This window comes from Terriglobales bacterium (assembly GCA_035487355.1).
Lineage (GTDB): Bacteria > Acidobacteriota > Terriglobia > Terriglobales > Acidobacteriaceae > QIAW01.
On record DATHMF010000105.1, the window covers coordinates 59,101 to 80,985 of the forward strand.

At 56.0% G+C, this 21,885-nt stretch carries 16 protein-coding genes; 10 read left to right on the plus strand and 6 right to left on the minus strand.

The annotated features are described in order from the left end of the window. Positions 1-206 precede the first annotated feature (206 nt). Both VK738_19300 and VK738_19305 read left to right on the plus strand, forming a co-directional pair. Positions 207-1,166, plus strand: coding sequence for an OmpA family protein (locus VK738_19300; protein ID HTD24808.1), 960 nt, complete (start codon positions 207-209; stop codon positions 1,164-1,166). A 200-nt stretch (positions 1,167-1,366) separates the two neighbouring features. After that, complete coding sequence (locus VK738_19305; GenBank protein ID HTD24809.1) at positions 1,367-3,112, plus strand: carboxypeptidase-like regulatory domain-containing protein; 1,746 nt, start codon at positions 1,367-1,369, stop codon at positions 3,110-3,112. Here the strand turns inward: VK738_19305 and VK738_19310 are convergent. Beyond that, positions 3,109-3,666, minus strand: a complete 558-nt coding sequence (locus VK738_19310; GenBank protein HTD24810.1) for an HXXEE domain-containing protein — start codon at positions 3,664-3,666, stop codon at positions 3,109-3,111. The two genes, VK738_19305 and VK738_19310, sit on opposite strands and share 4 nt — an antisense overlap. Positions 3,667-3,742: 76 nt before the next feature. Here VK738_19310 and VK738_19315 point away from each other — a divergent pair, with 76 nt between their 5' ends. From VK738_19315 to add, 5 genes are all read left to right on the plus strand, one after another. Continuing rightward, positions 3,743-4,144, plus strand: coding sequence for a gamma-butyrobetaine hydroxylase-like domain-containing protein (locus tag VK738_19315; GenBank protein HTD24811.1), 402 nt, complete (start codon positions 3,743-3,745; stop codon positions 4,142-4,144). A gap of 71 nt (positions 4,145-4,215) precedes the next feature. Beyond that, positions 4,216-6,810: a UvrD-helicase domain-containing protein gene (locus VK738_19320; GenBank protein ID HTD24812.1), complete on the plus strand. Its 2,595-nt coding sequence runs from the start codon at positions 4,216-4,218 to the stop codon at positions 6,808-6,810. 138 nt (positions 6,811-6,948) lie between these two features. Next, entirely contained in the window at positions 6,949-7,101 is a 153-nt protein-coding gene (locus VK738_19325; protein HTD24813.1) for a hypothetical protein, read from the plus strand. A gap of 177 nt (positions 7,102-7,278) precedes the next feature. Further along, entirely contained in the window at positions 7,279-8,742 is a 1,464-nt protein-coding gene (locus VK738_19330; protein HTD24814.1) for an amino acid permease, read from the plus strand. A gap of 34 nt (positions 8,743-8,776) precedes the next feature. Then, positions 8,777-9,823 (plus strand): adenosine deaminase, encoded by a 1,047-nt coding sequence (add, locus tag VK738_19335; GenBank protein ID HTD24815.1) that lies wholly within the window; start codon positions 8,777-8,779, stop codon positions 9,821-9,823. A gap of 65 nt (positions 9,824-9,888) precedes the next feature. On the opposite strand, the gene hemL is transcribed toward add, so the two are convergent. Next, a complete protein-coding gene (hemL, locus tag VK738_19340) occupies positions 9,889-11,190 on the minus strand; it encodes a glutamate-1-semialdehyde 2,1-aminomutase (GenBank protein HTD24816.1) in 1,302 nt (433 codons plus the stop codon). 69 nt (positions 11,191-11,259) lie between these two features. On the opposite strand from hemL, the gene mfd reads away from it, so the two are divergent. The 3 genes from mfd to galU all read left to right on the plus strand — a co-directional run bounded on the left by mfd (position 11,260) and on the right by galU (position 17,646). After that, entirely contained in the window at positions 11,260-14,832 is a 3,573-nt protein-coding gene (mfd, locus tag VK738_19345; GenBank protein HTD24817.1) for a transcription-repair coupling factor, read from the plus strand. Positions 14,833-14,886: 54 nt separating this feature from the next. Beyond that, the gene (locus VK738_19350) at positions 14,887-16,662 is read left to right on the plus strand and encodes a DUF885 domain-containing protein (protein ID HTD24818.1); all 1,776 of its coding nucleotides are present in this window, start codon (positions 14,887-14,889) and stop codon (positions 16,660-16,662) included. A gap of 105 nt (positions 16,663-16,767) precedes the next feature. Beyond that, the gene (galU, locus tag VK738_19355) at positions 16,768-17,646 is read left to right on the plus strand and encodes a UTP--glucose-1-phosphate uridylyltransferase GalU (protein HTD24819.1); all 879 of its coding nucleotides are present in this window, start codon (positions 16,768-16,770) and stop codon (positions 17,644-17,646) included. A gap of 12 nt (positions 17,647-17,658) precedes the next feature. Here galU and purE read toward each other — a convergent pair whose 3' ends face one another. From purE to VK738_19375, 4 genes are all read right to left on the minus strand, one after another. Then, positions 17,659-18,165, minus strand: coding sequence for a 5-(carboxyamino)imidazole ribonucleotide mutase (gene purE, locus VK738_19360; GenBank protein ID HTD24820.1), 507 nt, complete (start codon positions 18,163-18,165; stop codon positions 17,659-17,661). Between the two features lie 17 nt (positions 18,166-18,182). Then, entirely contained in the window at positions 18,183-19,469 is a 1,287-nt protein-coding gene (purD, locus tag VK738_19365) for a phosphoribosylamine--glycine ligase (GenBank protein ID HTD24821.1), read from the minus strand. A 310-nt stretch (positions 19,470-19,779) separates the two neighbouring features. Then, the gene (locus VK738_19370; GenBank protein ID HTD24822.1) at positions 19,780-19,956 is read right to left on the minus strand and encodes a hypothetical protein; all 177 of its coding nucleotides are present in this window, start codon (positions 19,954-19,956) and stop codon (positions 19,780-19,782) included. A 470-nt stretch (positions 19,957-20,426) separates the two neighbouring features. After that, positions 20,427-21,885: hypothetical protein (locus VK738_19375; protein HTD24823.1), on the minus strand; the 1,459-nt coding region annotated here is incomplete at its 5' end.

Here is a 21,885-nt window from a genome sequence, read left to right on the forward strand (position 1 = left end):
TGAGCTTAGAACGTAAATGCGAGTGCTTCTTGCAAGTCTGTGAAACTAAACCTCTTATACCTTGCCTGTTTCCTGGGAAGTTTGGCCCTAAAGTTGTACTAAGTAGCTGTGAGAGCTGTTGTGCGCTCCCCTTCGCAAGTCACGGGATCAAGCAGCTCCCGGTAACTCCCAGTTAAGCTGAGACCCACGTAGTTTGGAGGATTTTCATGAATCATCGTATCTTGATGGCGTTAGCACTGGCAGGAGTATTGACTCTTCCCGCTATGGCGCAGAGTAGCTCTTCGCAGCCGCAATCTACCACCCCGGCCGCAACTGACCAGCAAAACAGTTCTTCGCAGCCCCAGGCCGCTCCCGCAGACCAGCAGTCGTCTAAAGACAATCCTGAGAGCGCGACCCAGAAACAGCCTCTGACGTATGAGCGCCATGAGGGCTTCTGGGGGCATTTGATGCCCTTTGCCCGGAAGAAATATGTCCAGCGGCAAGTACAGCCGGTGCGTGACCGGGTCAACGAACTGGATGAGCTCACGGCTGCCAACAGCCGCGCGATCAAAGACGTGGATAAGCGCGCAAGCGAAGGTATCCGGCTGGCATCGCTCAAGGCCAATGAAGCCGATCAGCACGCCGTTGATGCCGGTAACCGCGCACGGCTTGCGCAAGATACCGCAACCCAGGCGAGCACGCATCTGCAGAGCGTAGAAAAAGTGGTGGGAAATATTGACCAATTCCAACCGGTTTCCCAGACCGAAATTCTCTTCCGTCCCGGACAGAAGGCTTTAAACAAGAAAGCCAAGGACGCGCTCGATGACATGGCCACGCCGCTGAAAGACCAGAAGGGCTACATCATTGAGGTCCAGGCCTTCAGCTCAGGACACGGCCAGACAGCTCTGGTTAACTCCCAAGCTATGGCACAGAGTGTGGCGCGCTACCTGGTTATAAACCACGAGATCCCGGTGTACCGCATTTATACCGTCGGCATGGGAAATGCCCCGGTACCAGATGAGACCGCTGCCGATGGCAGCAAGCCGCGTCACGTTAGCGGCGGACGGGTCGAGATCAGCTTACTGAAGAACGGCATCGGTGACTTGAGCGCTGAGCCGGCTTCAGCCCCAACTGCAACAAATCAACAACCCGATCAACAACCCCAAGAAAGCAGTACTCCACGATAACTCCCCCAAAGAGGTGTAACGGACACACCTCAGTTTTTTGAAGCCCCTTGCATCCCCCTGCAAGGGGCTTGGTTTTTGTATGAGCTTCGACGTAACCCGCAGCTATGGCACTATAATTAGCGCTTCACTGTATGCACGGAGTGATACGCCCTTTTAATTTCTGTTCTGTTATTGTGTTTGTCCTAGCCTGGAGTTCTTTCTTGGTTCAGCAGGCAAAGGCACAGGCCAGCCCCAGTGATTTGGTATCTGATCGTGACGCTCACACTCTTACTGGCACAGTGGTCAATTCAGTCACAGGAGAGACGATTAGCCGGGCGCTTGTAAAGATCTATCAATTTCCCGACCACCCGCAATCGGTAAGGAATAATGGCAGCGGAGTAATTGTTGGTGGTGGCGTTACAGCCAACTGGCAACGCGCAATGCTTACCGACCGAGATGGTCATTTTAAGTTTGAGGGGGTGCCGCAGGGAAATACCTTTCTGAACGCAACCAAGCCTGGATTCATGCCTGAGAAAGGCGAGTCTTTTTCTGTGCTCGGTCAAAGGGTCCGAGCCGGTCCGGATGCTCTTCCAGTGTTTGTAAGACTTATGTCAACAGCAGTCATTGCTGGACGGGTTATGGATACCAACGGCGAGCCCGTGGAAGGAATCGAAATAATGATTTACCGGCTGGGGCTGGAAAACGGGCGGAAGCACCTGGACGACTCAATAAAGCTGGAAAAAGGTAACCCGCCAACGCTGACAACCGATGAAGACGGAAAATTCCGTGTCTTCGGCCTCGCTCCAGGCACATATTACGTTGCCGCTATTCCACTCTGGGCCAGTGACGCCGCTTTTGACCCTGAAGGACCGGGCCCAAATGGCATAGACCTGGCAAGCAAGGTAAATGGATCTGACGATCCCCCCGATGCAGGCTATCCGCTCACTTACTATCCCGAAGCGGCAGATCTTTCTCAATCCACACCCATTCAGCTCTCTGCAGGCGAGGAGGCGAGGATAGATCTTACGCTTGGACGAACGCCTGTAGTTTCGATTGCTGGCACGATCACCGGTTCTCCACTCGGGGGAGATCCGGATCTGCGGTTTATCAACCAATCAGGAGACAGGATTGCATTCGCTTATGACTTTGACCCGCAAACCGGGAGATTTGACGCAAGTTTGATCTCAAGAGGTTTTTGCACCATCAGGGCCGCTGGCAATGATGCCCTCGGAAACCCTTTGCATGCCGAGCTGACCTTGAAAGCAGAAGCAAATGCAAAAAACATTCATCTTACTCTTTTGCCATCCCCATCCATTCCTATTGTGGTACGTGTCGAAACCAGTAAGTCTCAGTCTGACGTGGACCGTCAGGACGTTACAAACCCCAAAAGCGATGCGTCCCTGGTAAACGTGGTTCTTCATCCTGTTGAGCTTTTACGTACTGACATTCCGCCAGACAAAGACGAGAAGGACCCGAACAACACATCGCTGGCGCTGCGCAATATTGACGCGGGCAGATACAGAGTAGGAGTGACATCCGTCAACACCTCTTTATGTGTGAAATCGGTCTCATACGCTGGCATTGACCTTCTACGGGAAGAGCTTACCGTAACGCAAGGAAATCATTCGAGCATAGAGGTTGTGCTTCGCGATGATTGCGCGGCACTCGAGGTAAGCACAAATCCGGATGACTCTGCAGTTGTCTTTGTAGTGGTTGTTCCTGATTATGCGCCCCAGAATCCGATAACTGGCGCAGTCTCTACTGTTATGAATTCCACACATATAAAACTCAACTTCAACCGACTCGCTCCTGGCACGTACAATGTGTTTGCCTTTGACAGGCTGGATGGCCTGGAGTACACCAACCCAGACGCTCTGCGTGAGTATGCTTCCAAAGCCACGCAAGTCAGCCTTCAGCCCAATGAGAGTAGAAGCATCAAAGTTGATGTGATTCAACGAGGAGACTAAACCCAGCCACTCATAACATATATAGCCATCATGATTGGCCCGTAAGCCATTGCTCCCAGCACGATGGAAAAGATCAGTGGGCGGACCGCGACAAAATCACACTTCAGGATCCGGCGGAACCAGAAGATGGAAAATGGAATGACAACGAAGACGGCCGTGATGACTCCCGGAGTGTATGCACGCAGCAAGATTGTGGCAATGAGATGGGGAACAATCGCGTTTGTCAGCATAACGCTTTGAATTCCGGCAAGAAGGTACAGCCCAAAGCTGCGAGGACCTGCCATAGCTGCAAAAAAAGTAATCAAGAACGGCACAGCCGTGCCCATCGCCAAGGCGAGATAAAGCTCTCCCGGAGAAGGAATATGCGTCAGGGGAAGGCCGTATTGTTGTGCCACAGCCGGCATGTGTTCGTGCAACCATCGTGGCATGGTAAGCGCCTCTTCGCTGTTGTGAATCATAATGAAGAGCGGCACGGCCCAGACCAGCCGTGAAAATTCCTCCTTTTGCGCCAGCACCACCTCAGCGTCTGTAATCGGCTTTAGCTTTTGAGCCATTTGCGTTTCTGAATACGCCACTTGGATTTCTACGCTAACAACATAGTCCACATCCCGCCTGTGCGATACTGAAATCATGAGTGGCGCGGAAGCTGCCAATTTGGCTGCCAGGTCTGACCCGAAATCGGTGCAGGTCAACGTGACGACGGGGACTGGGATGGAAATTCTCTGGAAAGACGGACACGCCAGCAGCTATAGCTTCACCTGGCTGCGCGATGCTTGTCCGTGCGCCATGTGCGATGAAGAGCGCGCCGGCTCAGGACGTGCGATTGGCGCGCCGGCTAAGCCTGCGCCCGGAGCGCTGCCGATGTACCATCCGCCGGTCAGGCCGAACGATGTCACGGCCGTGGGCAAGTATGCCATCAGCTTTCAGTGGAACGATGGTCATCAGCACGGCATCTATTCCTGGGAGTTTTTGCGCAACCATTGCCCATGCGCAGAGTGCAAAGCGGCGCGTGAAAAAGAGGAGGTTGGTTAATGGGCGGCAATCAGCCGCCTGAGAATGAAATCGGCGTTCATCAACGTCGGTTCGCAGCGAAATCATATTCTGTGAAATTATTAGACGAACTCAATCCCCAACAACGCGAGGCGGCAGAGACCATTGAAGGGCCGGTGCTGATCCTGGCCGGTGCAGGCAGCGGCAAGACGCGCGCCATTACCTACCGCATTGCCCACATGATAGAAAATGCAGGCATCTCGCCGGATTCCATCCTGGCGGTCACCTTCACGAACAAGGCATCGCGCGAGATGGCAGAGCGCGTGGAAAAGCTGGTGGGCGGGCGCACGCTGCTGCAACCCCTGATTTCTACCTTTCACTCGTTTTGCGTGCGCGTGCTGCGCCGCGACATTGAGGCGCTGGGCTCGGGCCTGAAAAAAGACTTTGCCATTTACGACGAGAGCGACCAGCAGCAACTGGTCAAAGCGGCGATGCGGCGCCTGGGTCTGGATGACAAACAGCTCACGCCTCGCATGGTGCTGGGGCGCATCTCGTGGGCGAAGAACCACATGCTTGATCCGCAGGAAGTTTACCTGCAATCGGCCGATCCCAAAACGGAACGCGTGGCCCACATCTACGAAATTTACCGGCAGGAGCTGCGCAAGGCCAATGCGCTGGATTTTGACGATCTGCTGCTTGAGACGGTGAGGCTGTTGAAGGTCTCAGGAGAAGTCCGTGAGCGCTATAACCGGCGCTTCCAATACGTGATGATCGACGAATACCAGGACACCAACCGCCCGCAATACGAACTCATGCTGTTGCTGGGCCGGCAGCACCAGAACGTGTGCGTGGTGGGCGACGAGGACCAATCCATTTATTCCTGGCGGGGGGCCGACATTCGCAACATCCTGGAGTTTGAGAATGACTTCCCCAAGGCCAAAATTATCCGGCTGGAACAAAATTACCGCTCAACACAAAACATTCTGGAAGCCGCGTCGGCGGTAGTTGCCAACAACGTTAATCGCAAAGGCAAGAACCTGTGGACGGCGCGCCAGGGTGGCGCCCGAGTGGGCTATTACGAGGCGCATGACAGCGAAAATGAGGCCCTGTTCGTGGCCGACTCAATTTCCAATCATTTGCGCGAGGCTGCCGCAACCAATGAAGAAACCCGCGTAGCTGTGCTCTACCGCACCAATGCGCAATCGCGTCTCTTTGAAGAGGCGCTGCGGCGCTATCAGTTGAAATACAACGTGGTGGGCGGCTTTTCGTTCTATGAACGCGCCGAGATCAAAGACATGATCTCGTATCTGAAGCTCATCCAAAACCTGGATGATTCCATCGCCCTGTTGCGCGTCATTAATACGCCCGTGCGCGGCATTGGCAAAACCAGTGTAGAAACTTTAGAGCGCATTGCACTCACAGCCGGACTCTCGCTATGGGCGGCGATTGGGCAGGCCATTCAGCAGAAACTTCTGCCCGCCCGCGCCCTGGCTGCGCTGGAGAATTTTAAGGCGATCATCGAAGATGCTCGCGCCATGCTGGCAGGAGAATTTGAGAAGAGGCTCATCACCGAGAGCACAGAAGACATTGAGAAAACTGAAAGCGCTTCTGCTTCGGATTCTGCGCCGGGCTTCGCTCCCGATCAGCAGATAGCATTTGATCCAACTGCTTTTGATCCTTTTGAATTTGAGGGTGGGGAGGAAAAAGAAGCCGAGGCAGTGGAGCCCTCTGTGAGTTCAATCAGCGACGAAGTTTGGGCGGCAGATGGCGGCGATGCAGAATCCCCGGCGGAAGCTGGGAGTTCCACGGCGGCGATCCTCAAATTCTTGCTCGACCGCACGCGCTACATCAAAGTTCTGGAAGACGAAGACTCACCTGATGCCTACTCGCGTATTGAGAACCTGCGCGAACTGGTGAATGCGGCGGTAGATTCACGGGACCGAGGCGAGACCCTGGCCGAATTTCTGGACCACGCCGCCCTGGTGAGCGATGCCGATCAATACGATTCCAGCGCACAGGTCACGCTGATGACGCTGCACTCGGCCAAAGGGCTGGAGTTCCCCCTGGTTTTTCTCGCCGGGCTGGAAGAGAACCTGTTTCCGCACTCGCGCACTCTGCTCAATCCCAGCGAACTGGAAGAAGAACGCCGCCTCTGCTACGTGGGCATGACCCGCGCCATGAATACGCTGATACTGACGCGCGCCCGCTATCGGCGGCGTTATGGTACGGATATGCCGGAGCCTACGTTGCCCTCACGTTTCCTTGAGGAGATTCCGCCGCAATTGCTGGAAGACCTAGGCTCACGCGGCCGCAGTTCCGAGAGAACTCCGGTTTTCTCGCAGACGACAACAGAAAGCTCGCATTACAACTACGAAGATGAAGACCAGAGCGCGAGTGGCTCCGCCCAGACTTATGGAGGCAGCAAAAAGAGAACGAGCTATGATGGGCCGACATATAACTCCATCGAAAACATAGCCGAGTTCTTCGCTTCTCGAGGAAAAAAATTCACCAGCCCGAAAATGGCAGCACCGGCGCCGGCGGGCCGCAAAGGGTTTCGTCCGGGACAGCGCGTGCGCCATCCTAAATATGGAGAGGGAACCGTCTATAAACGCGAGGGTGAAGGCGACGAAGCCAAGATAACTGTGCAATTCTCCGGATTCGGATTGAAGAAGCTGGTGGAAAAATACGCGCAGTTGGAGAAGGTGTGAAGGCAGTCCTCAGTCCTCAGAAAAGGCTAAACCAGCCCGGGGACGACATCATCATTTTTGTCCATAAAACAGGCAGTAAATCGCGGTTTTTGATTTATCCTATTAGATTCAATTTCAAAATAATTTACGAGAGAGTTCATGGCCAATACTAAGAAACTGAGTAAAGAAGAACGCAAGAAAGCCAAGCGGGCAGCGCGCAAAAAGGCCGCCCCGAAACCCAAGCGCACCACACCACGTGGTTCGACCAAGCGCAAGGTGAAGAAGATCGCGCGCGGACAGGGTAAACGCTAGTTTAGTCATCAGTCGTCAGGTCTCAGTCGTTCAGATGAAAACATCTGACGACTGAGCTGGGACTTAAATTCCACGAAACGGGGTAACCGCCGCCTGGCCGGACAACTTTTCGCCAAGAAATCTATTGATAAGCTGATCTCGGATTCCGAGAACCCCGAGCACCGCCTCAAGAAAACCTTGGGCCCGTGGTCGCTGACCGCTTTGGGAATTGGGGCCATCATAGGCTCTGGCATCTTCGTGCTGACAGGGACAGCCGCCGCTGGAGAACACTTTGAGGTGCCCTCGATCCTCCACGCACAAGTGATGGACCTCTTTCTTAACCTTGTGCATTACGGGCACATTAGCGGCAGCATTCTGCACGGAAGACCGCCGGCGGGTCCGGCCATTGCAGTATCTTTTCTTTTAGTTGCCATCGCCTGCAGCTTTGCCGGGCTCTGCTATGCTGAACTGGCTTCCATGATTCCCATTGCGGGAAGTGCTTATACCTATTCCTATGCAACGCTGGGTGAAATCTTCGCATGGATCATAGGCTGGGACCTGATCCTGGAATATGCCGTAAGCAACGTGGCCGTCGCCGTGGGCTTCGGTGGATATATGAAAGCCCAGTTGGAGCAGTTTCACATATTCATTCCCGATAAATGGTCCACGCCGGTGTTCGCCTCCGACCACTGGACGGGCGCTTACTTCAACATTCCCGCTTTTCTGGTTGTGTTTGTGCTCACCGTGTTACTGGTGCGTGGAGTCAGGGAGTCGGCCGGTGCGAATAATGTGATGGTGGCCATCAAGATTGGCGCGATCCTGGTCTTTCTAGTGGTGGGCGGAATGCTGGTGAACCCGGGGAACTGGCATCCTTTTGCTCCTGCCGGTTTTGCGGGGATCGTGAGCGGTGGCGCAATTATATTTTTTACTTATATTGGCTTCGATTCCGTCTCAACGGCGGCCGAGGAGGCCCGCAATCCACAAAAAGATATCCCCTTTGGGATCATTGCTTCCCTCATCATCTGCACGGTGCTGTACGTGGGTGTGGCGATTGTGCTGCTCGGCATGTTGAAGTACTCGGCATTCACTTCCGGCCCGGCAGCCGATGCGCCGGTGGCCTATGCTTTACAGGTCCTGGGGGCCCGGCCTGTCTTCCGTGTCATCATCATCGTGGGCGCGCTGATGGGTATGATCTCTTCGCTGCTGGTCTTCCAATACGGACAGACTCGCATCTGGTTTGCTATGTCGCGCGACGGTTTGTTGCCTCGCATTTTTTCCGCCGTGCATCCCCGCTTCAAGACCCCGCACTGGTCAAGCTGGATTGCTGGGGCCTTTGTGGGAATCCCCGCTGGAATCGTGGATATCGGCGATGCAGCCGATCTCTCTAACATCGGCACGTTGTTCGCCTTCGTGCTGGTTTCACTCGGCGTGCTTTTTTTGCGGCGTACACAGCCTGGCCGTCCACGCGGCTTCCGCGTCCCATTCGTGCCTCTATTTCCAATCATCTCCGTCTTGCTGTGTGGTGGCTTGATGACCGGGTTGCTGCTCATCACCTGGATCCGGTTTTTTGTCTGGCTGGGCCTCGGATTGGTGATTTATCTTGCATACAGCCAGCGGCATAGCGAATTCGCCGGCGCACGAGCCACGCCGCCGAGTTCCTGATCATGAAGTTTCAGTTCCCAGTTTGGCCGTTACGATGAGTGATTTTATTCACCGGCTTCCCAAGGCCGAGTTGCATCTTCATCTGGAGGGTTCCGTAGAACCGGCAACCCTGGCCGAGCTGAGCCGCCGCCATGCCACGCCACTTCCTTTTCCGGGAAACAAGTATGAGCAGCCCACGGGAGGCCTGCCGGTGCTCTCGGAGGATGATGTTCGCGCACTTTATCAATACAAAGATTTTCCCGGCTTCCTGATGGCTTTTAAAGCAGTCACCGAACGCCTGCGAACTGCCGAGGATTACGAACTCATCACCTACCGCATGATGGAACGGCTGCATGCGCAAAACGTGCTGCATGCCGAAGCTTACGTGAGCGTGGGGGTAGTGCACTGGCGCGGGCAGGAGTTCGCCGAAGTTTTTCGCGGCTTGGAAGCCGGGCGCCGGCGTGGAGAAAAAGACTTTGGTTTATCACTGCTTTGGATCTTTGATGCGGTGCGCCATTTCGGCGCGGAGGCCGCGCAACGGGTTATGGAAGAGGCTGCACATTACGGCCAGCAGAGCGAAAGCGTTATTGGCTTTGGTATTGGCGGCGACGAGCGGCGTGGCCCGCCTGAGCTTTTTCGCGAGATTTATCGCGACGCCCGCGAGCATGGCTTGCGTCTGACGGTACATGCCGGCGAAGCCGCCGGGCCGGAATCGGTGTGGGGCGCAATCAACCTGGGCGCTGAGCGCATTGGACACGGTTTGAACGCCGCACATGACCTCGAGTTAATGGCAACTCTGGTTGAGCGCCAGATCCCAGTTGAGATTTGCGTCAGCAGCAATTTGCGAACTGGGTGTTGTGCCGCGGTCAATAAGCACCCTTTAAAAACTTATTTCGACACCGGTGTGATGGTAACGTTGAATACCGATGATCCCGCTATGTTTGAGACTTCGCTCGAGCAGGAGTACCAACTGGCGCAAAAAGAATTCGGTTTTAGTAATGAGCAGTTGCGGGAGATTGCGCGCAATTCTTTTGAGGCTTCGTTTTTACCGGCAGAAAAGAAAGTGGCGTTTTTGAACATGATTGACGCCTTTCCCGTTTAGAAATTAGCTCGAAAGCGCAAAAAACCTTATGACCACAGAGACACAGAGAAAGATGGGCTATTGGTTCATTGAGCAAGCGCCTTCTCTGCCGCATTGATCGTTGCCTGGATGTCTTTTTCTGTGTGTGCAGTGCTCATGAAAGCGGCTTCGAATTGCGAGGGCGGCAGATAGATTCCCTGTTCCAGCATGGCACGATGGAAGCGAGCGAATTTTTTCGTATCGGATTTTGCCGCCGACGTCCAATCGGTAACCGGCTGGTCAGAAAAGAACCAGGTGAACATCGAGCCCACGCGGTTGGCCTGCAATGAGATTTGCTGATTACAGGCAGATTGCATGACGCCTGCCACAAGGGTTACTGATTGCCTTTCCAACCGTAAATAGACTTCCGGATGCTGGCGCAGATGGCGTAGCGTAGCCAGGCCCGCGGCCATGGCCAGCGGGTTGCCCGAGAGAGTGCCCGCCTGATACATCGGCCCGAGCGGCGCGACCAGGTTCATGATTTCCGCGCGGCCGCCGTAGGCGCCTACAGGCAGGCCTCCGCCAATGATTTTTCCCAGCGTGGTCAGGTCGGGCTGAAGGTTAAAGATCGCCTGCGCTCCGCCATAGGCCAAGCGAAAGCCGGTCATGACCTCATCCATGATCAACAAGGTTTTTGCCTGCGCAGTAATTTCTCGCAAAGCTTGCAAATAACCGGGAGCAGGCGGCACGCAGCCCATGTTGCCGACGATAGGTTCAACAATTACACAGGCAATTTGTTGCGGAAACTTTTCAAAGGCCAGCTTTACCGCAGCAACGTCGTTATAAGGCAGTGCCAGAGTAAACTGCGTGACCTCTTCCGGCACACCGGCCGAGCCGGGGATACCAAGCGTGGCCACTCCCGAACCGGCTTTGACCAGAAGCATGTCGGCGTGTCCGTGATAGCAGCCTTCGAATTTGACGATGTATTTTCTTCCGGTGAAGGCGCGCGCCAGGCGGATGGCAGACATAGTCGCTTCGGTTCCTGAGCTGACGAAGCGTACTTTCTCGATGGAAGGCACAGCGTGGACGATCTCTTCTGCCAGATCGGCCTCGGAGGGTGTTGTGGCCCCAAAGCTGGTCCCATTGCGAGCAGCGGCTTCCACTGCGGCCAGTACCTCGGGATGGGAGTGTCCCAGAATCAGCGGACCCCACGAGCCCACGTAATCAATGTATTCGTTGCCGTCGGCGTCCCACATGCGCGAGCCCGAGCCGCGAACGATGATGGGGGGCTCGCCTCCGACAGAGGCGAAGGCGCGTACGGGGGAATCCACGCCGCCTGGAATAAGGGTTTCAGCGCGTTTTTGTAGAGCTCGGGATTTTTCGAGGCTGTGAGACATGCCAAGAAACATAGCATACCGAAGGAGTGGTCAGCAGGCTTCAAAACGCGATTTGCTCGAGGCTGGTAAAATTAAATCTACATGTTGCTGCCGTTCGTCCGTGAAGCTTTCGCGGACGCAGAAAAGACTGCCAGTTTTGCGCGCCTGGTCTCAAATCTTAAAACTGCTCTTCAACAACTGGAGGGGGGTGGTAGAGACGGCGCGGGGCGTACTCGTGTCTCTGGACTTACTCCCACCGCTAAGCTACTTCACTTTGCATTGCTTCATCGCGCTCTCCAGCGGCCTCTGCTGCTGCTCGTAGCCAATAACCGGGCTGCGGAGCAGATCTTGCCGGTGCTGCGCGCTTTTTGCGAACTGACCGGCGCTGCCGAGGCTGCCAGCGTGGTTGCACTTCCGGTTTACGACGTTCTGCCTTTTGAAAATCTCTCGCCGCATCCTGAAATCCAGGAGACGCGGGCCACGACTCTCTGGAAGATCGTGACCGGCCGGGCTTCGCTGGTGGTTGCTCCCATTGCATCGGCGGCGATGTGCCTGCGCGAGCAGGAGTATTACGCCGACCTGGCGCGGGTGGTCCGTAAAGGCGAAGACATTGATGCCGAACTCCTGGTCGAGCACCTGAACACCGTGGGCTACAGCGCCGTTGACGTGGTCGAGATGCCCGGCGAATATGCCCTGCGCGGCGGCATTCTGGATGTGTATTCCCCGGAAACAGACCGGCCGGTGCGCATTGAGTTCTTTGGGGATGAAGTGGAATCCATGCGCAGCTTCGACCCTGGCTCGCAGCGCTCACAGACTCCACGCGATGAAGTTGTTTTGCTGCCGTTGACCGAAACACCGGTTTCCGAGCAGACGCTGGCGGCGATCCATACCCGGCTCTCAGGGAAGCGCGTCGCAGGGTCGCAAGAGATCGTGGAGCAGGCAATGGCCTCTGGCGGAGTTTCTATCTTCCCAGGATGGGAATTTTATGCGCCTATCGCCGGAACGCGATCTACAATTTTTGACTTGCTGCCGCGCGCAGTTGCATTTGTGGATGAGCCCACGAGCGTAAACCAGGAGATTGAGGCTTGGTGGGAGAAAATTAACGACGCCCATGAGCGCAGCAACATCGGATCGCTGGTAAGACCCGAAGAGCTCTACATTCCGCCGCCGGATTTATGTGCACGTTTGGAAAAGCTCCCCGGCGGGAGCGTCGAGCAGCTTGGAATTACCCGCGTAGAGGAAGAGGAGATTGCTTTTTCTTCCCAGCCGACGCCGCGCTTTCATGGATCCATGCCCGCAGCGGTTGAAGAAGTCCGTAAGCTGGTTGCAGAGAACCAGCAAATCGTTTTTGCCTTGCCCAGCCTGGGTGAGGTGGAGCGCATGGCCGAGATCCTGGGCGAGTACAACATTGCCTATCGCCTGGGCAGTCGCGGACAGAAATCTGCCGGAACCTACGCCGATGAAGCCACACAATACTTTTCTGACGAGCAGGCTGGGGCGGTGTTGCTGGTAAAGGCCTTCGTGCCCGAGGGCGTGCGTCTTCCTGAAGCCCATCTGTCGGTGTTTGGCGCGCTCGACCTGTTTGATGACTCGGAAGTAGTTGCAAGCCACTCGGAGGGGCGTAAGTCGAAGGTATCGGCGTTTCTCTCTGACTTTCGCGATCTGGCGGTTGGGGACTATGTGGTGCACGTCGAGCACGGCATTGGCCAGTACCTGGGCTTGAAAGAAATTTCGCAGAGCGAAGGCGAACCGCCACTGGAGTTCATGGTGCTGGAGTATGCCGACGCGGCCAAGCTCTACGTGCCTCTCACCCGGCTTGATCTGGTGCAGAAGTATCGCTCCGCCGAAGGCGGCAAGCCGGTGCTCAATCATCTGGGAAGCGCGGCCTGGGGCAAGACCAAGGCGCGCGTGAAGAAGGCCATGGCAGATATGGCCGACGAACTGCTGAAGCTTTACGCCGAACGCAAGAGCGCGCAAGGTATCGCCTTCTCGGCTGATGGGCAATGGCAGCGGGAATTCGAAGACGCTTTCGAGTACAACGAGACCGAAGATCAGCTTCAGGCCACCGCCGACATCAAGCGTGACATGGAATCGCAGCAGCCTATGGACCGACTGCTGTGCGGAGACGTGGGATACGGCAAGACAGAAGTTGCCATGCGGGCGGCTTTCAAAGCAGCGGGTGACAGCAAACAAGTTGCAGTGCTCGCGCCCACGACCGTGCTTGCCTTCCAGCATTGGGAGACGTTTAAACGGCGCTTTGCGGCTTTTCCGCTCACCATAGAAATGATAAGCCGCTTCCGTTCGGCGAAGGAACAAAAAGAAATTCAGCAGAGGGTGGAGGCCGGGAAAGTAGATATTCTCATTGGCACGCACCGGTTGCTTTCCAAAGATATAAAATTCGCCGACCTTGGCCTGGTCATTGTGGATGAAGAGCAGCGCTTCGGAGTGCGTCATAAAGAAAAGCTGAAGCAGTTGAAGAAAGAAGTGGATGTGCTCGCCATGTCGGCCACGCCCATTCCGCGGACGCTGCATATGTCTCTCGTTGGGTTGCGCGACATGAGCGTGATTGAAACCCCGCCGCAGGACCGCATGGCCATCCAGACCGTGGTGGCCGGGTTTGACGAAAAACTTATCCGCACGGCGATTGAACACGAATTGGAACGTGGCGGGCAGATATATTTTGTCCATAACCGGGTGGAATCTATCTACGAAATTGCCGCCAAACTTCAGGACCTGGTTCCCAGCGCGCGTGTGCTGGTGGGCCATGGACAGATGCCGGAAAACGAACTGGAAAGAGTCATGCTCAAATTTATCCGGCATGAGGCAGACGTTCTGGTCGCCACCACCATCATCGAAAACGGGCTCGATATTCCGCTGTGCAACACTATGATCATCAATCGCGCCGACCGGCACGGGCTGAGTGAGTTGTACCAGTTGCGCGGACGCGTAGGGCGCTCCAACCGCCGCGCCTATGCCTATCTGCTGATTCCTGCCGAGGCCGAACTCACACCGGTTGCCCGCCGCCGCCTCGCCGCCCTGAAGGAATTTTCTGACCTGGGAGCGGGATTCAAGATCGCCGCGCTCGATCTGGAATTGCGCGGCGCGGGCAACCTGCTGGGTGGCCAGCAGAGCGGCCACATTGATGCCGTGGGCTTTGAAATGTACACCTCGATGCTGGAGCAGGCAGTGCGCGAACTCAAGGGAGAAGCTGCGCCGCAGGAAGTTGATACGCAACTGAACCTCGGCCTGAACATTCGCATTCCCGCCGATTACATTGGAGAAGAAAACCAGCGTCTGCGCATGTACAAGCGCGTTGCCGGAGTGGAAGACGAAAAGGCCCTTGCCGATGTGACGGCGGAGTTGAGCGACCGCTACGGGGCGCCTCCGGCTGCGGTGGAGAATCTGTTGCGCTACGCAGCTCTGCGATTGCAGTCCAAGCGCATCGGTGTGGCCGGCATTGACCGCAAACGCGACCTGGTCAATATACGATTCGTGGCGGATGCCAAAATTGATCCGCAGCGGCTGGCGGATTTTGTAGCCAAAGAGCGCGGCGCGCAGTTTTCACCCGCAGGCATCCTGAAATTTACTTTGAAAGCCACCCAGGCAGAAGAGGTGCTGGAAAAGCTGCAATCACTTCTGGGTAACTTGGCGGCGGAGAAAATCACCGTCTCCTGAAGGTGACAACCTCTTCGCTGGTCAAATATGATGACTGGCGAGGATTTTTGCCACATGCGTGTTGTTTTTTGTTTGTTTGCCGCTGTTGTTTTTATGGGTACATTCACCTCAGCCCAATCAAAACCCCACAAACAGAATCCCAGGCTGGCGCCTTCCGCCAACTGGGACGCGCTGGTGGATGAGTTTTTCGACCAGAACTACTTCAAGTTCGGTCCCACTACGGGCACCGCAGCCGGTCTTCATCAATATGACGCCTTTCTGGAAGACTACTCGCATACCGCATACGAAAAAGAAACCATCTCGCTGAAGGATTTTCGCAGCCGTTTTGAAGATGTCAGCCCTGAAAAGCTGAATGAAGAGCAGCAGGGCGACCGGGCAGTGGTGCTGGGCTACATCAACTCCACGCTGCTGAACCTGGAGACGCTGCGCCTGTGGCAGACCAATCCTGATTTGTACTCCAGCGGCGTCAGCGGTTCGGTATTCGTGATCATGAGCCGCAACTTCGCTCCCGCGGAAGATCGCTTGCGCATGGTGATTGCCCGCGAAGAGCAGATGCCTAAGGTCTTTCAGGCGGCACGGGTGAACTTGAAGAATCCGCCAAAGATTTATACCGAGGTTGCGTTGATGCAACTTCCCGGTATCATCAGCTTCTTCCAAAAAGATGTTCCTGAAGCGTTCAAAGACGTTCATGACGCCAAGCTTCTCAAAGAATTCAAGGAGAGCAACGGCGCCGTCATCCATGCCCTGGAAAGTTATGAGAAATGGGTGAAGAGTGATCTGCTGCCGCGCTCCAATGGCGACTTCCGTCTGGGCGCCGAAAACTACAGCAACAAGCTTCGTTACGACGAGATGGTGGATCTGCCTCTCGACAGACTGCTGGAGATCGGCATGGCCAACCTGCGGGCCAACCAGCAGCGCTACAAGGAGACGGCCGCCATGCTCGACCCCAGCCAGACGCCGCAGCAGATTCTGGAGCAGATGGGCAAAGACCATCCTGCGCCTGACAAGTTGCTGCAATCGTTTCGCGACGTTTTAGGTGGACTGAAAACCTACATTGAAGAACACAAGATCATCACCATTCCTTCTGAGGTACTTCCCATCGTGGAAGAGACGCCTCCATTTGCGCGGGCGCTGACCTTCGCCTCGATGGATACTCCCGGCCCTTACGAAAGCAAAGCCAAAGAAGCTTATTTCAACGTCACCCTACCCGAGCCCGACTGGAAGCCACAGGATGTGGAAGAGCACATGGCCGGTTTCAATTACGGGACCATCATCAGCACAGCGGTGCATGAAGCCTATCCCGGCCACTACATTCAGTTTTTGTGGACGCCGCAGGTGCACTCCAAGGTCCGCAAGCTGCTGGGGGCCAATACCGACGTCGAGGGTTGGGCGCACTACTGCGAACAGATGATGCTGGATGAGGGCTACGGACGCGATCCCAACCTGCCGCTCGAACAAGACAAGAAATTTTTAAAGCTTCGTCTCGGCCAACTGCAAGACGCTTTGCTGCGCAACGCCCGCTTTATTGTTGGCATTAAGTTGCATACCGGGCAGATGACCTTCGACCAGGGCGTGGATTTCTTTGTCACCGAAGGCTACCAATCACGCACCAATGGCGAGCGCGAGACGCGGCGCGGGACCTCAGACCCAACGTACTTGTACTACACCTTGGGCAAGCTTCAGATCCTCAAACTGCGGGAAGACTACAAAAAGAAGATGGGCGACAAATTCAACCTGCAAGAGTTTCACGACCAATTTATGAAACAGGGTTTTCCGCCCATTAAGATTATCCGCAAGGCAATGCTGGGGGATGACAGTCCAGTTCTTTAAAATCCACAGTACTCAGTACCCAGTACTCAGTACTCAGTTGCGAACACTGAAATCTCCCACTGAGTACTGAGTACCGGGTACTGAGTACTCCATCGAGAGTGCTGAATGCTACGAGTCCGTAAAGCCGTTTTTCCCGCCGCTGGATTGGGCACACGTTTTTTGCCCGCCACCAAAGCCATGCCCAAAGAGATGCTTCCGCTGGTGGATAAGCCCATCATCCAGTATGGCGTCGAGGAGGCGCTGGCTGCCGGCTGCAACCAGATTGTGATTGTCACCGGCCGCGGCAAGACCGCGATTGAAGACCACTTTGACGTCAGCTACGAGCTGGAAAAGATGCTGGCGGAAAAAGGAAAAACGGAGCTGCTGACCATCGTCCATCATATTTCAGACATGATCCATGTCGCCTATGTGCGGCAGAAAGAGGCCCTCGGCCTGGGACATGCCGTGCTCATGGCGCGCGAACTGGTGGGCAATGAGCCTTTCGCCGTGCTGCTCGCCGATGACGTGATTGACGCGGAAGTACCCTGCCTCAAGCAGATGATGGAAGTTTTTGAGGAGACGCAGTCGTCTGTGATCGCCACCCAGGTCGTAGAGGGGAAGGCAATTTCCGCCTATGGTGTGCTCGATGCCAAGCCGGTGAGCGGGAAATTTCAGGACCGGCTCTTTGAAGTCTCCAACATGGTGGAAAAGCCAAGGCTGGAAGATGCTCCATCGAATCTTGCCATCATTGGACGTTATATCCTGACCCCGGGAATTTTCGAGGCGCTTGAGCACACGCCGCTTGGGGCAGGCGGCGAACTCCAACTCACCGACGCCATACGGCTCCTGCTGCAGAAAGAAAAAGTCTACGGCTACCGCTTTGAGGGCACGCGGCATGACACCGGCGACAAGGCGGGATTCCTGAAAGCTACGGTGGAATTCGCCCTCAAGCGACCCGATTTGGGAAATGACCTGCGAATTTGGCTTAAGGGGTTGAAGCTGTAATCGCGCGGCTGCTCAGCTTTGCCCTGCCTTCAGTTTTTTTGATTTTTCCTCTACACCTTGCGCCAGCTTTTCTTTGTGCGACACCATTTTCTTTGCGATCTCGGGGTCGCTGAGGGCAAGAATCTGCGCGGCCAAGATTCCGGCGTTGGTGGCGCCGGCCTTGCCGATGGCGACGGTGGCTACGGGTATGCCGGCCGGCATCTGGACTGTGGCCAGCAGCGAATCCAGACCCTGCAGGGAGCTCGAAGGGATAGGCACTCCGATGACCGGCAGCGTGGTCTCAGCCGCGATCACACCCGCCAGATGTGCCGCGCCGCCTGCGCCGGCAATGATGACTTTCACGCCGCGCCCGGCGGCATTGTGGGCGAACTCGGAAGTCTTACGCGGGGCGCGGTGCGCCGAGGTGATGTCTATCTCGTAAGCAATGCCGAAGCCCGCCAAGGCCTTGCCGGCTTCGCTCATAATTTCCAGGTCAGAGTCGCTGCCCATCACGATTGAGACCACAGGTTTGGAAGTCATTTTTCTCCTCGGCAGATTTAAACTTTCTGCTTCAGCGCCCGTGCGGCGATATCTTTGCGATAGTGCATGCCATCGAAGTGGATCTTCTCTACGGCGGCGTAGGCGCGTTCTACGGCTGCGCTCAAATCTGCGGCGCGCGCGGTTACGCCCAGCACGCGTCCGCCTGCGGTATAAAAGTTTCCGCTCTGGTCGCGGCTGGTGCCGGCGTGAAATACTTTTGCGCCTTCGATCTTGCTGGCTTCGCTCAGCCCGGTGATTTTCTTGCCCACCTCGTAGACTTCAGGATATCCGCCCGAGGCGATCACCACGCAAACCGTGGCATCGCTCGACCACTTGAAGTCGCCTTCGCTCACGCGTCCGTCAATCGAAGCTTCCATGGCCTCGACCAGGTCGCTTTCCATGCGCATGAGGATGGGCTGGGTCTCGGGGTCTCCGAAGCGGCAGTTGAACTCCAGCACCATGGGTCCACGGGGGGTAAGCATCAGTCCGACGTAGAGGATACCCCTATATTCGCTGCCCTCGGCGCGCATGCCGTCAATCACAGGCCGCGCGATGTGCGCCAGCAGCCACTCGCGCATCTTTTCATCCAGCAGGAAATCCGCCGAGTAGGCACCCATGCCGCCGGTGTTCGGGCCGGTATCGCCGTCACCGACGCGTTTGTGGTCCTGCGCTGCCACCAGGGGCGCGACCCGCTGGCCATCGCTCAACACCAGGAAAGAAAGCTCATCGCCCTGAAGAAATTCCTCGAGCACAACGCAAGCTCCGGCGCTGCCCAGCATCTTTCCGGAGAGCATGTCGCCGGCCACCTGTAGAGCTTCTTCTTTGCTTTGGGCAATCACCACACCCTTGCCGGCGGCGAGTCCATCGGCCTTGACAACGATGGGGGGATGGAAGTGCGACAGCGCATCCTTGACCTCTTCCACGGTGTTGCATACCGCATAACCTGCGGTAGGGATGTTGAAACGCTTCATGAACTCCTTGGCGAAGCTCTTGCTCGATTCCAGGCGGGCTGCCGCCTGGGTTGGACCGAAGACGGGCAGGGCGCGACGGTTGAATTCATCCACCACGCCGAGGGTAAGTGGCAGTTCGGGGCCCACAACCGTCAGGTCGGGCTGAATGCGGTTGGCGAGTTCGACGATAGAATCAATGTTCTTGAGGTCGGCGCTGACGCAAGTGGCTTCTTCGCCAATACCGCCATTGCCGGGAGCGCAGATGACTTCAGAGACGCGCGGCGACTGGCGCACCTTCCATGCCAGCGCGTGCTCGCGTCCGCCACTACCGAGAATCAGGACTTTCATTCCCATAAACGTCGAATCAACAGGTTAGGTGGGAGCTTGTGAGGATGTCAAACCGGAAAAGCAGTTCTCCGTTCTCAGTTCCCGGTTCTCAGAGTGCCGCGGATAAAGGCGGATGAACGGGAAAAGCAAATTTTGTTTTTCCGGTTCGGGGCAGAGGAGGGGGGCACTTGCTAGCTAGTTTAAGTAACTCAATACTGGCACTTAACTCTCAGAAAAGAAAGCAGTACTCCTTCGAACAGGTGGTGACTTGCTGAGGAGTCACTGCTGCTATGTCACTGATCGGCAGCTAATGGGTGTTTTGAATCTGCAGAGAGGATTAACCAACAGCCGCGGCTGCGAGGAAGACAGCAACGATAAATGCCATGATAGCGGCGACCCCGTGACCTGATCCTGTGAAAATGCAGGCAGCAACCCCAGCCAGCACTCCAGCAAAGAGCATCCACAGGGCGAAAGCTCTTAAGCCGTTGGGACTGCTGTGTGTTCGTATCTTCATACTTCATACCTCATAAGTTGTAACTCCGGTAATAGATAGTGGGGGCTTCCTCATGATCGTTTCACCCCTCAACATCCAAAGCAGTGGATGTGAGGGATACTTGCTGCATGGTCTATCTCGGCGTTAACCCGTTGAAATTAAACGACATGCGTACCCATTTCGCCACACTAGCTGAGCAGGTTCCCAGCAGTCAGAGAGAACAGCACGGCCAAGATAAAACCAACGCCGCATGGTCAACAATTTTCAAAGAGCACCTGGGACCGAAGTCCTGCATTCTTGAATGCTGCTTCTTTCTAAGGACTTGGCAACCAAAAACCTGGGCTGCTCCGCCCTCGCGTTCTAAACACACTTCAAGCACTCATGATGGCCTAAAATCCCCGGGAATCAAGGTTTTGATACCACATTGATACCTCGGTACAAAGGGGGAAAGGGGCTCACGCTTCGCTGCCCCGAGATTTTGAATGACTTGACTATCTTCCTGCCGCCACGGCTTGTTCCTGTTGCTGCTCCTGTTGATTCTCTTGTTGAAACAGCTCTGGGTACAGATACGTGCCGCGTTGGTTGCCCTTGTCTTCTTCTACTGTGATGTGGTGGGTGTTGGCATAGGCGTCATGACGGATGCCGGTCACCTGCCAGCTCACTTTGGCGTGAGGACGCCCACCGGCAATCAGGAAGTGGTTGTCCTTAATCTCACGAGCAACATAAAGGTTCGGTCCCGGCGCGCCAACAGCCGTGAGCTGGTAACGGAAGTCCTGGTTCAGCGCCTGGAAGTAACCAGGCAGTGCCACCCAGGCCCGGCCTTTGCCGTCGAGGGCCACCACACCATCGTAGATGTTTTTCATCTCGGGAGATTCAACCGAGGCATGATAGAGGTACTTGTTGGAGGGATCAAGCGGATCGTCAATCTTGAAGTCCTTGGTTCCAGCCGTAATGGCGCCGCTGACGCTGAGAGTTCCAGCTACATGCACGTCGCCGCTGGGGCTGCCGGGTGTCAGGATGATGCTGCCGCCAGGGTCGCCACCGAAGCCGGTGCCACCGGTGATCCGCACATTCCCTCCGAACGTGGCGTTGCAATTGTTGCTGCATCCATTCCCGGCCCCCTCAACGGTAAGGACGGCTCCGTCCGCTCCGAGTAGTCCGCCGCCTTGTAGCGATACGTTAGAGTGTGTGCCGGTCGCGGCCAGGCTCCAGTTGCTGTTCGTGCCGGATTTCAAGATTACGTCTGCGCCCACGCTGTTGTAGCCGGTGCCGGCAGTAATATTGACCTTGCCGGCGGGACCCAGGCCGCTGTAGCCGGCTCCTCCCACAACACCGGCATTGCCGGCATTGATGTTGAGGTCTCCGCCTGCGCCTCCATTGGTTGTCCCGGCACTCCCAGCAGAAAGATTAAGCACTCCGCCGTTTCCTGTTCCACTGGCTGCGTTCACTGTGAGGGCCAGTCCGGAGCCTGGCGCGCCACCCGATAGTTGCGTAGAGATCAGATTGCCGGCGCTGACCGTACTGCTGAATGTCGCGGTGGTACCGATCAATCCGCCGGTGAGCGTGCCGCCGCTGAGTTGCAGGTAACGCGCATCGCTCTGCGCTGTTGTGCTATAGGAGGCTGCCGCATTCCCGCCCAGCGCCAGCGCATTGGTGGCCGCTGCTCCCTGCGAGGTGCTGCCGGCGTAGTTCACGCCGAGCTGTGCGTTTGTAACGCAACCGGTGCAGGTTAATCCCGAAGCGGTTACGCCGGTCAATCCCGCGCCGCTGCCGGTGAACGACACCGCGCTTACGCTGCCACTGGCGTTAATATTTCCGCTGACATCGAGCTTCTGCCCGGGAGACGCAGTTCCAACGCCAACATTACCGCCGACATCGGCGATGAGCACATTGCCAAATGCGGCGCCCGAGCCGGGCTCGATGAACACGCTTCCTCCGTTGCCGTTGGCT

What these genes read in the sequence shown, in the direction of transcription:
- purE (HTD24820.1), bottom strand. Translation starts at nt 18,165, where the DNA reads ATGACTTCCAAACCTGTGGTCTCAATCGTGATGGGCAGCGACTCTGAC.
- purD (HTD24821.1), bottom strand. Translation starts at nt 19,469, where the DNA reads ATGGGAATGAAAGTCCTGATTCTCGGTAGTGGCGGACGCGAGCACGCG.
- add (HTD24815.1), top strand. Translation starts at nt 8,777, where the DNA reads ATGAGTGATTTTATTCACCGGCTTCCCAAGGCCGAGTTGCATCTTCAT.
- galU (HTD24819.1), top strand. Translation starts at nt 16,768, where the DNA reads ATGCTACGAGTCCGTAAAGCCGTTTTTCCCGCCGCTGGATTGGGCACA.
- VK738_19310 (HTD24810.1), bottom strand. Translation starts at nt 3,666, where the DNA reads ATGGCTCAAAAGCTAAAGCCGATTACAGACGCTGAGGTGGTGCTGGCG.
- mfd (HTD24817.1), top strand. Translation starts at nt 11,260, where the DNA reads ATGTTGCTGCCGTTCGTCCGTGAAGCTTTCGCGGACGCAGAAAAGACT.
- VK738_19325 (HTD24813.1), top strand. Translation starts at nt 6,949, where the DNA reads ATGGCCAATACTAAGAAACTGAGTAAAGAAGAACGCAAGAAAGCCAAG.
- hemL (HTD24816.1), bottom strand. Translation starts at nt 11,190, where the DNA reads ATGTTTCTTGGCATGTCTCACAGCCTCGAAAAATCCCGAGCTCTACAA.
- VK738_19370 (HTD24822.1), bottom strand. Translation starts at nt 19,956, where the DNA reads ATGAAGATACGAACACACAGCAGTCCCAACGGCTTAAGAGCTTTCGCC.
- VK738_19350 (HTD24818.1), top strand. Translation starts at nt 14,887, where the DNA reads ATGCGTGTTGTTTTTTGTTTGTTTGCCGCTGTTGTTTTTATGGGTACA.
- VK738_19300 (HTD24808.1), top strand. Translation starts at nt 207, where the DNA reads ATGAATCATCGTATCTTGATGGCGTTAGCACTGGCAGGAGTATTGACT.
- VK738_19315 (HTD24811.1), top strand. Translation starts at nt 3,743, where the DNA reads ATGAGTGGCGCGGAAGCTGCCAATTTGGCTGCCAGGTCTGACCCGAAA.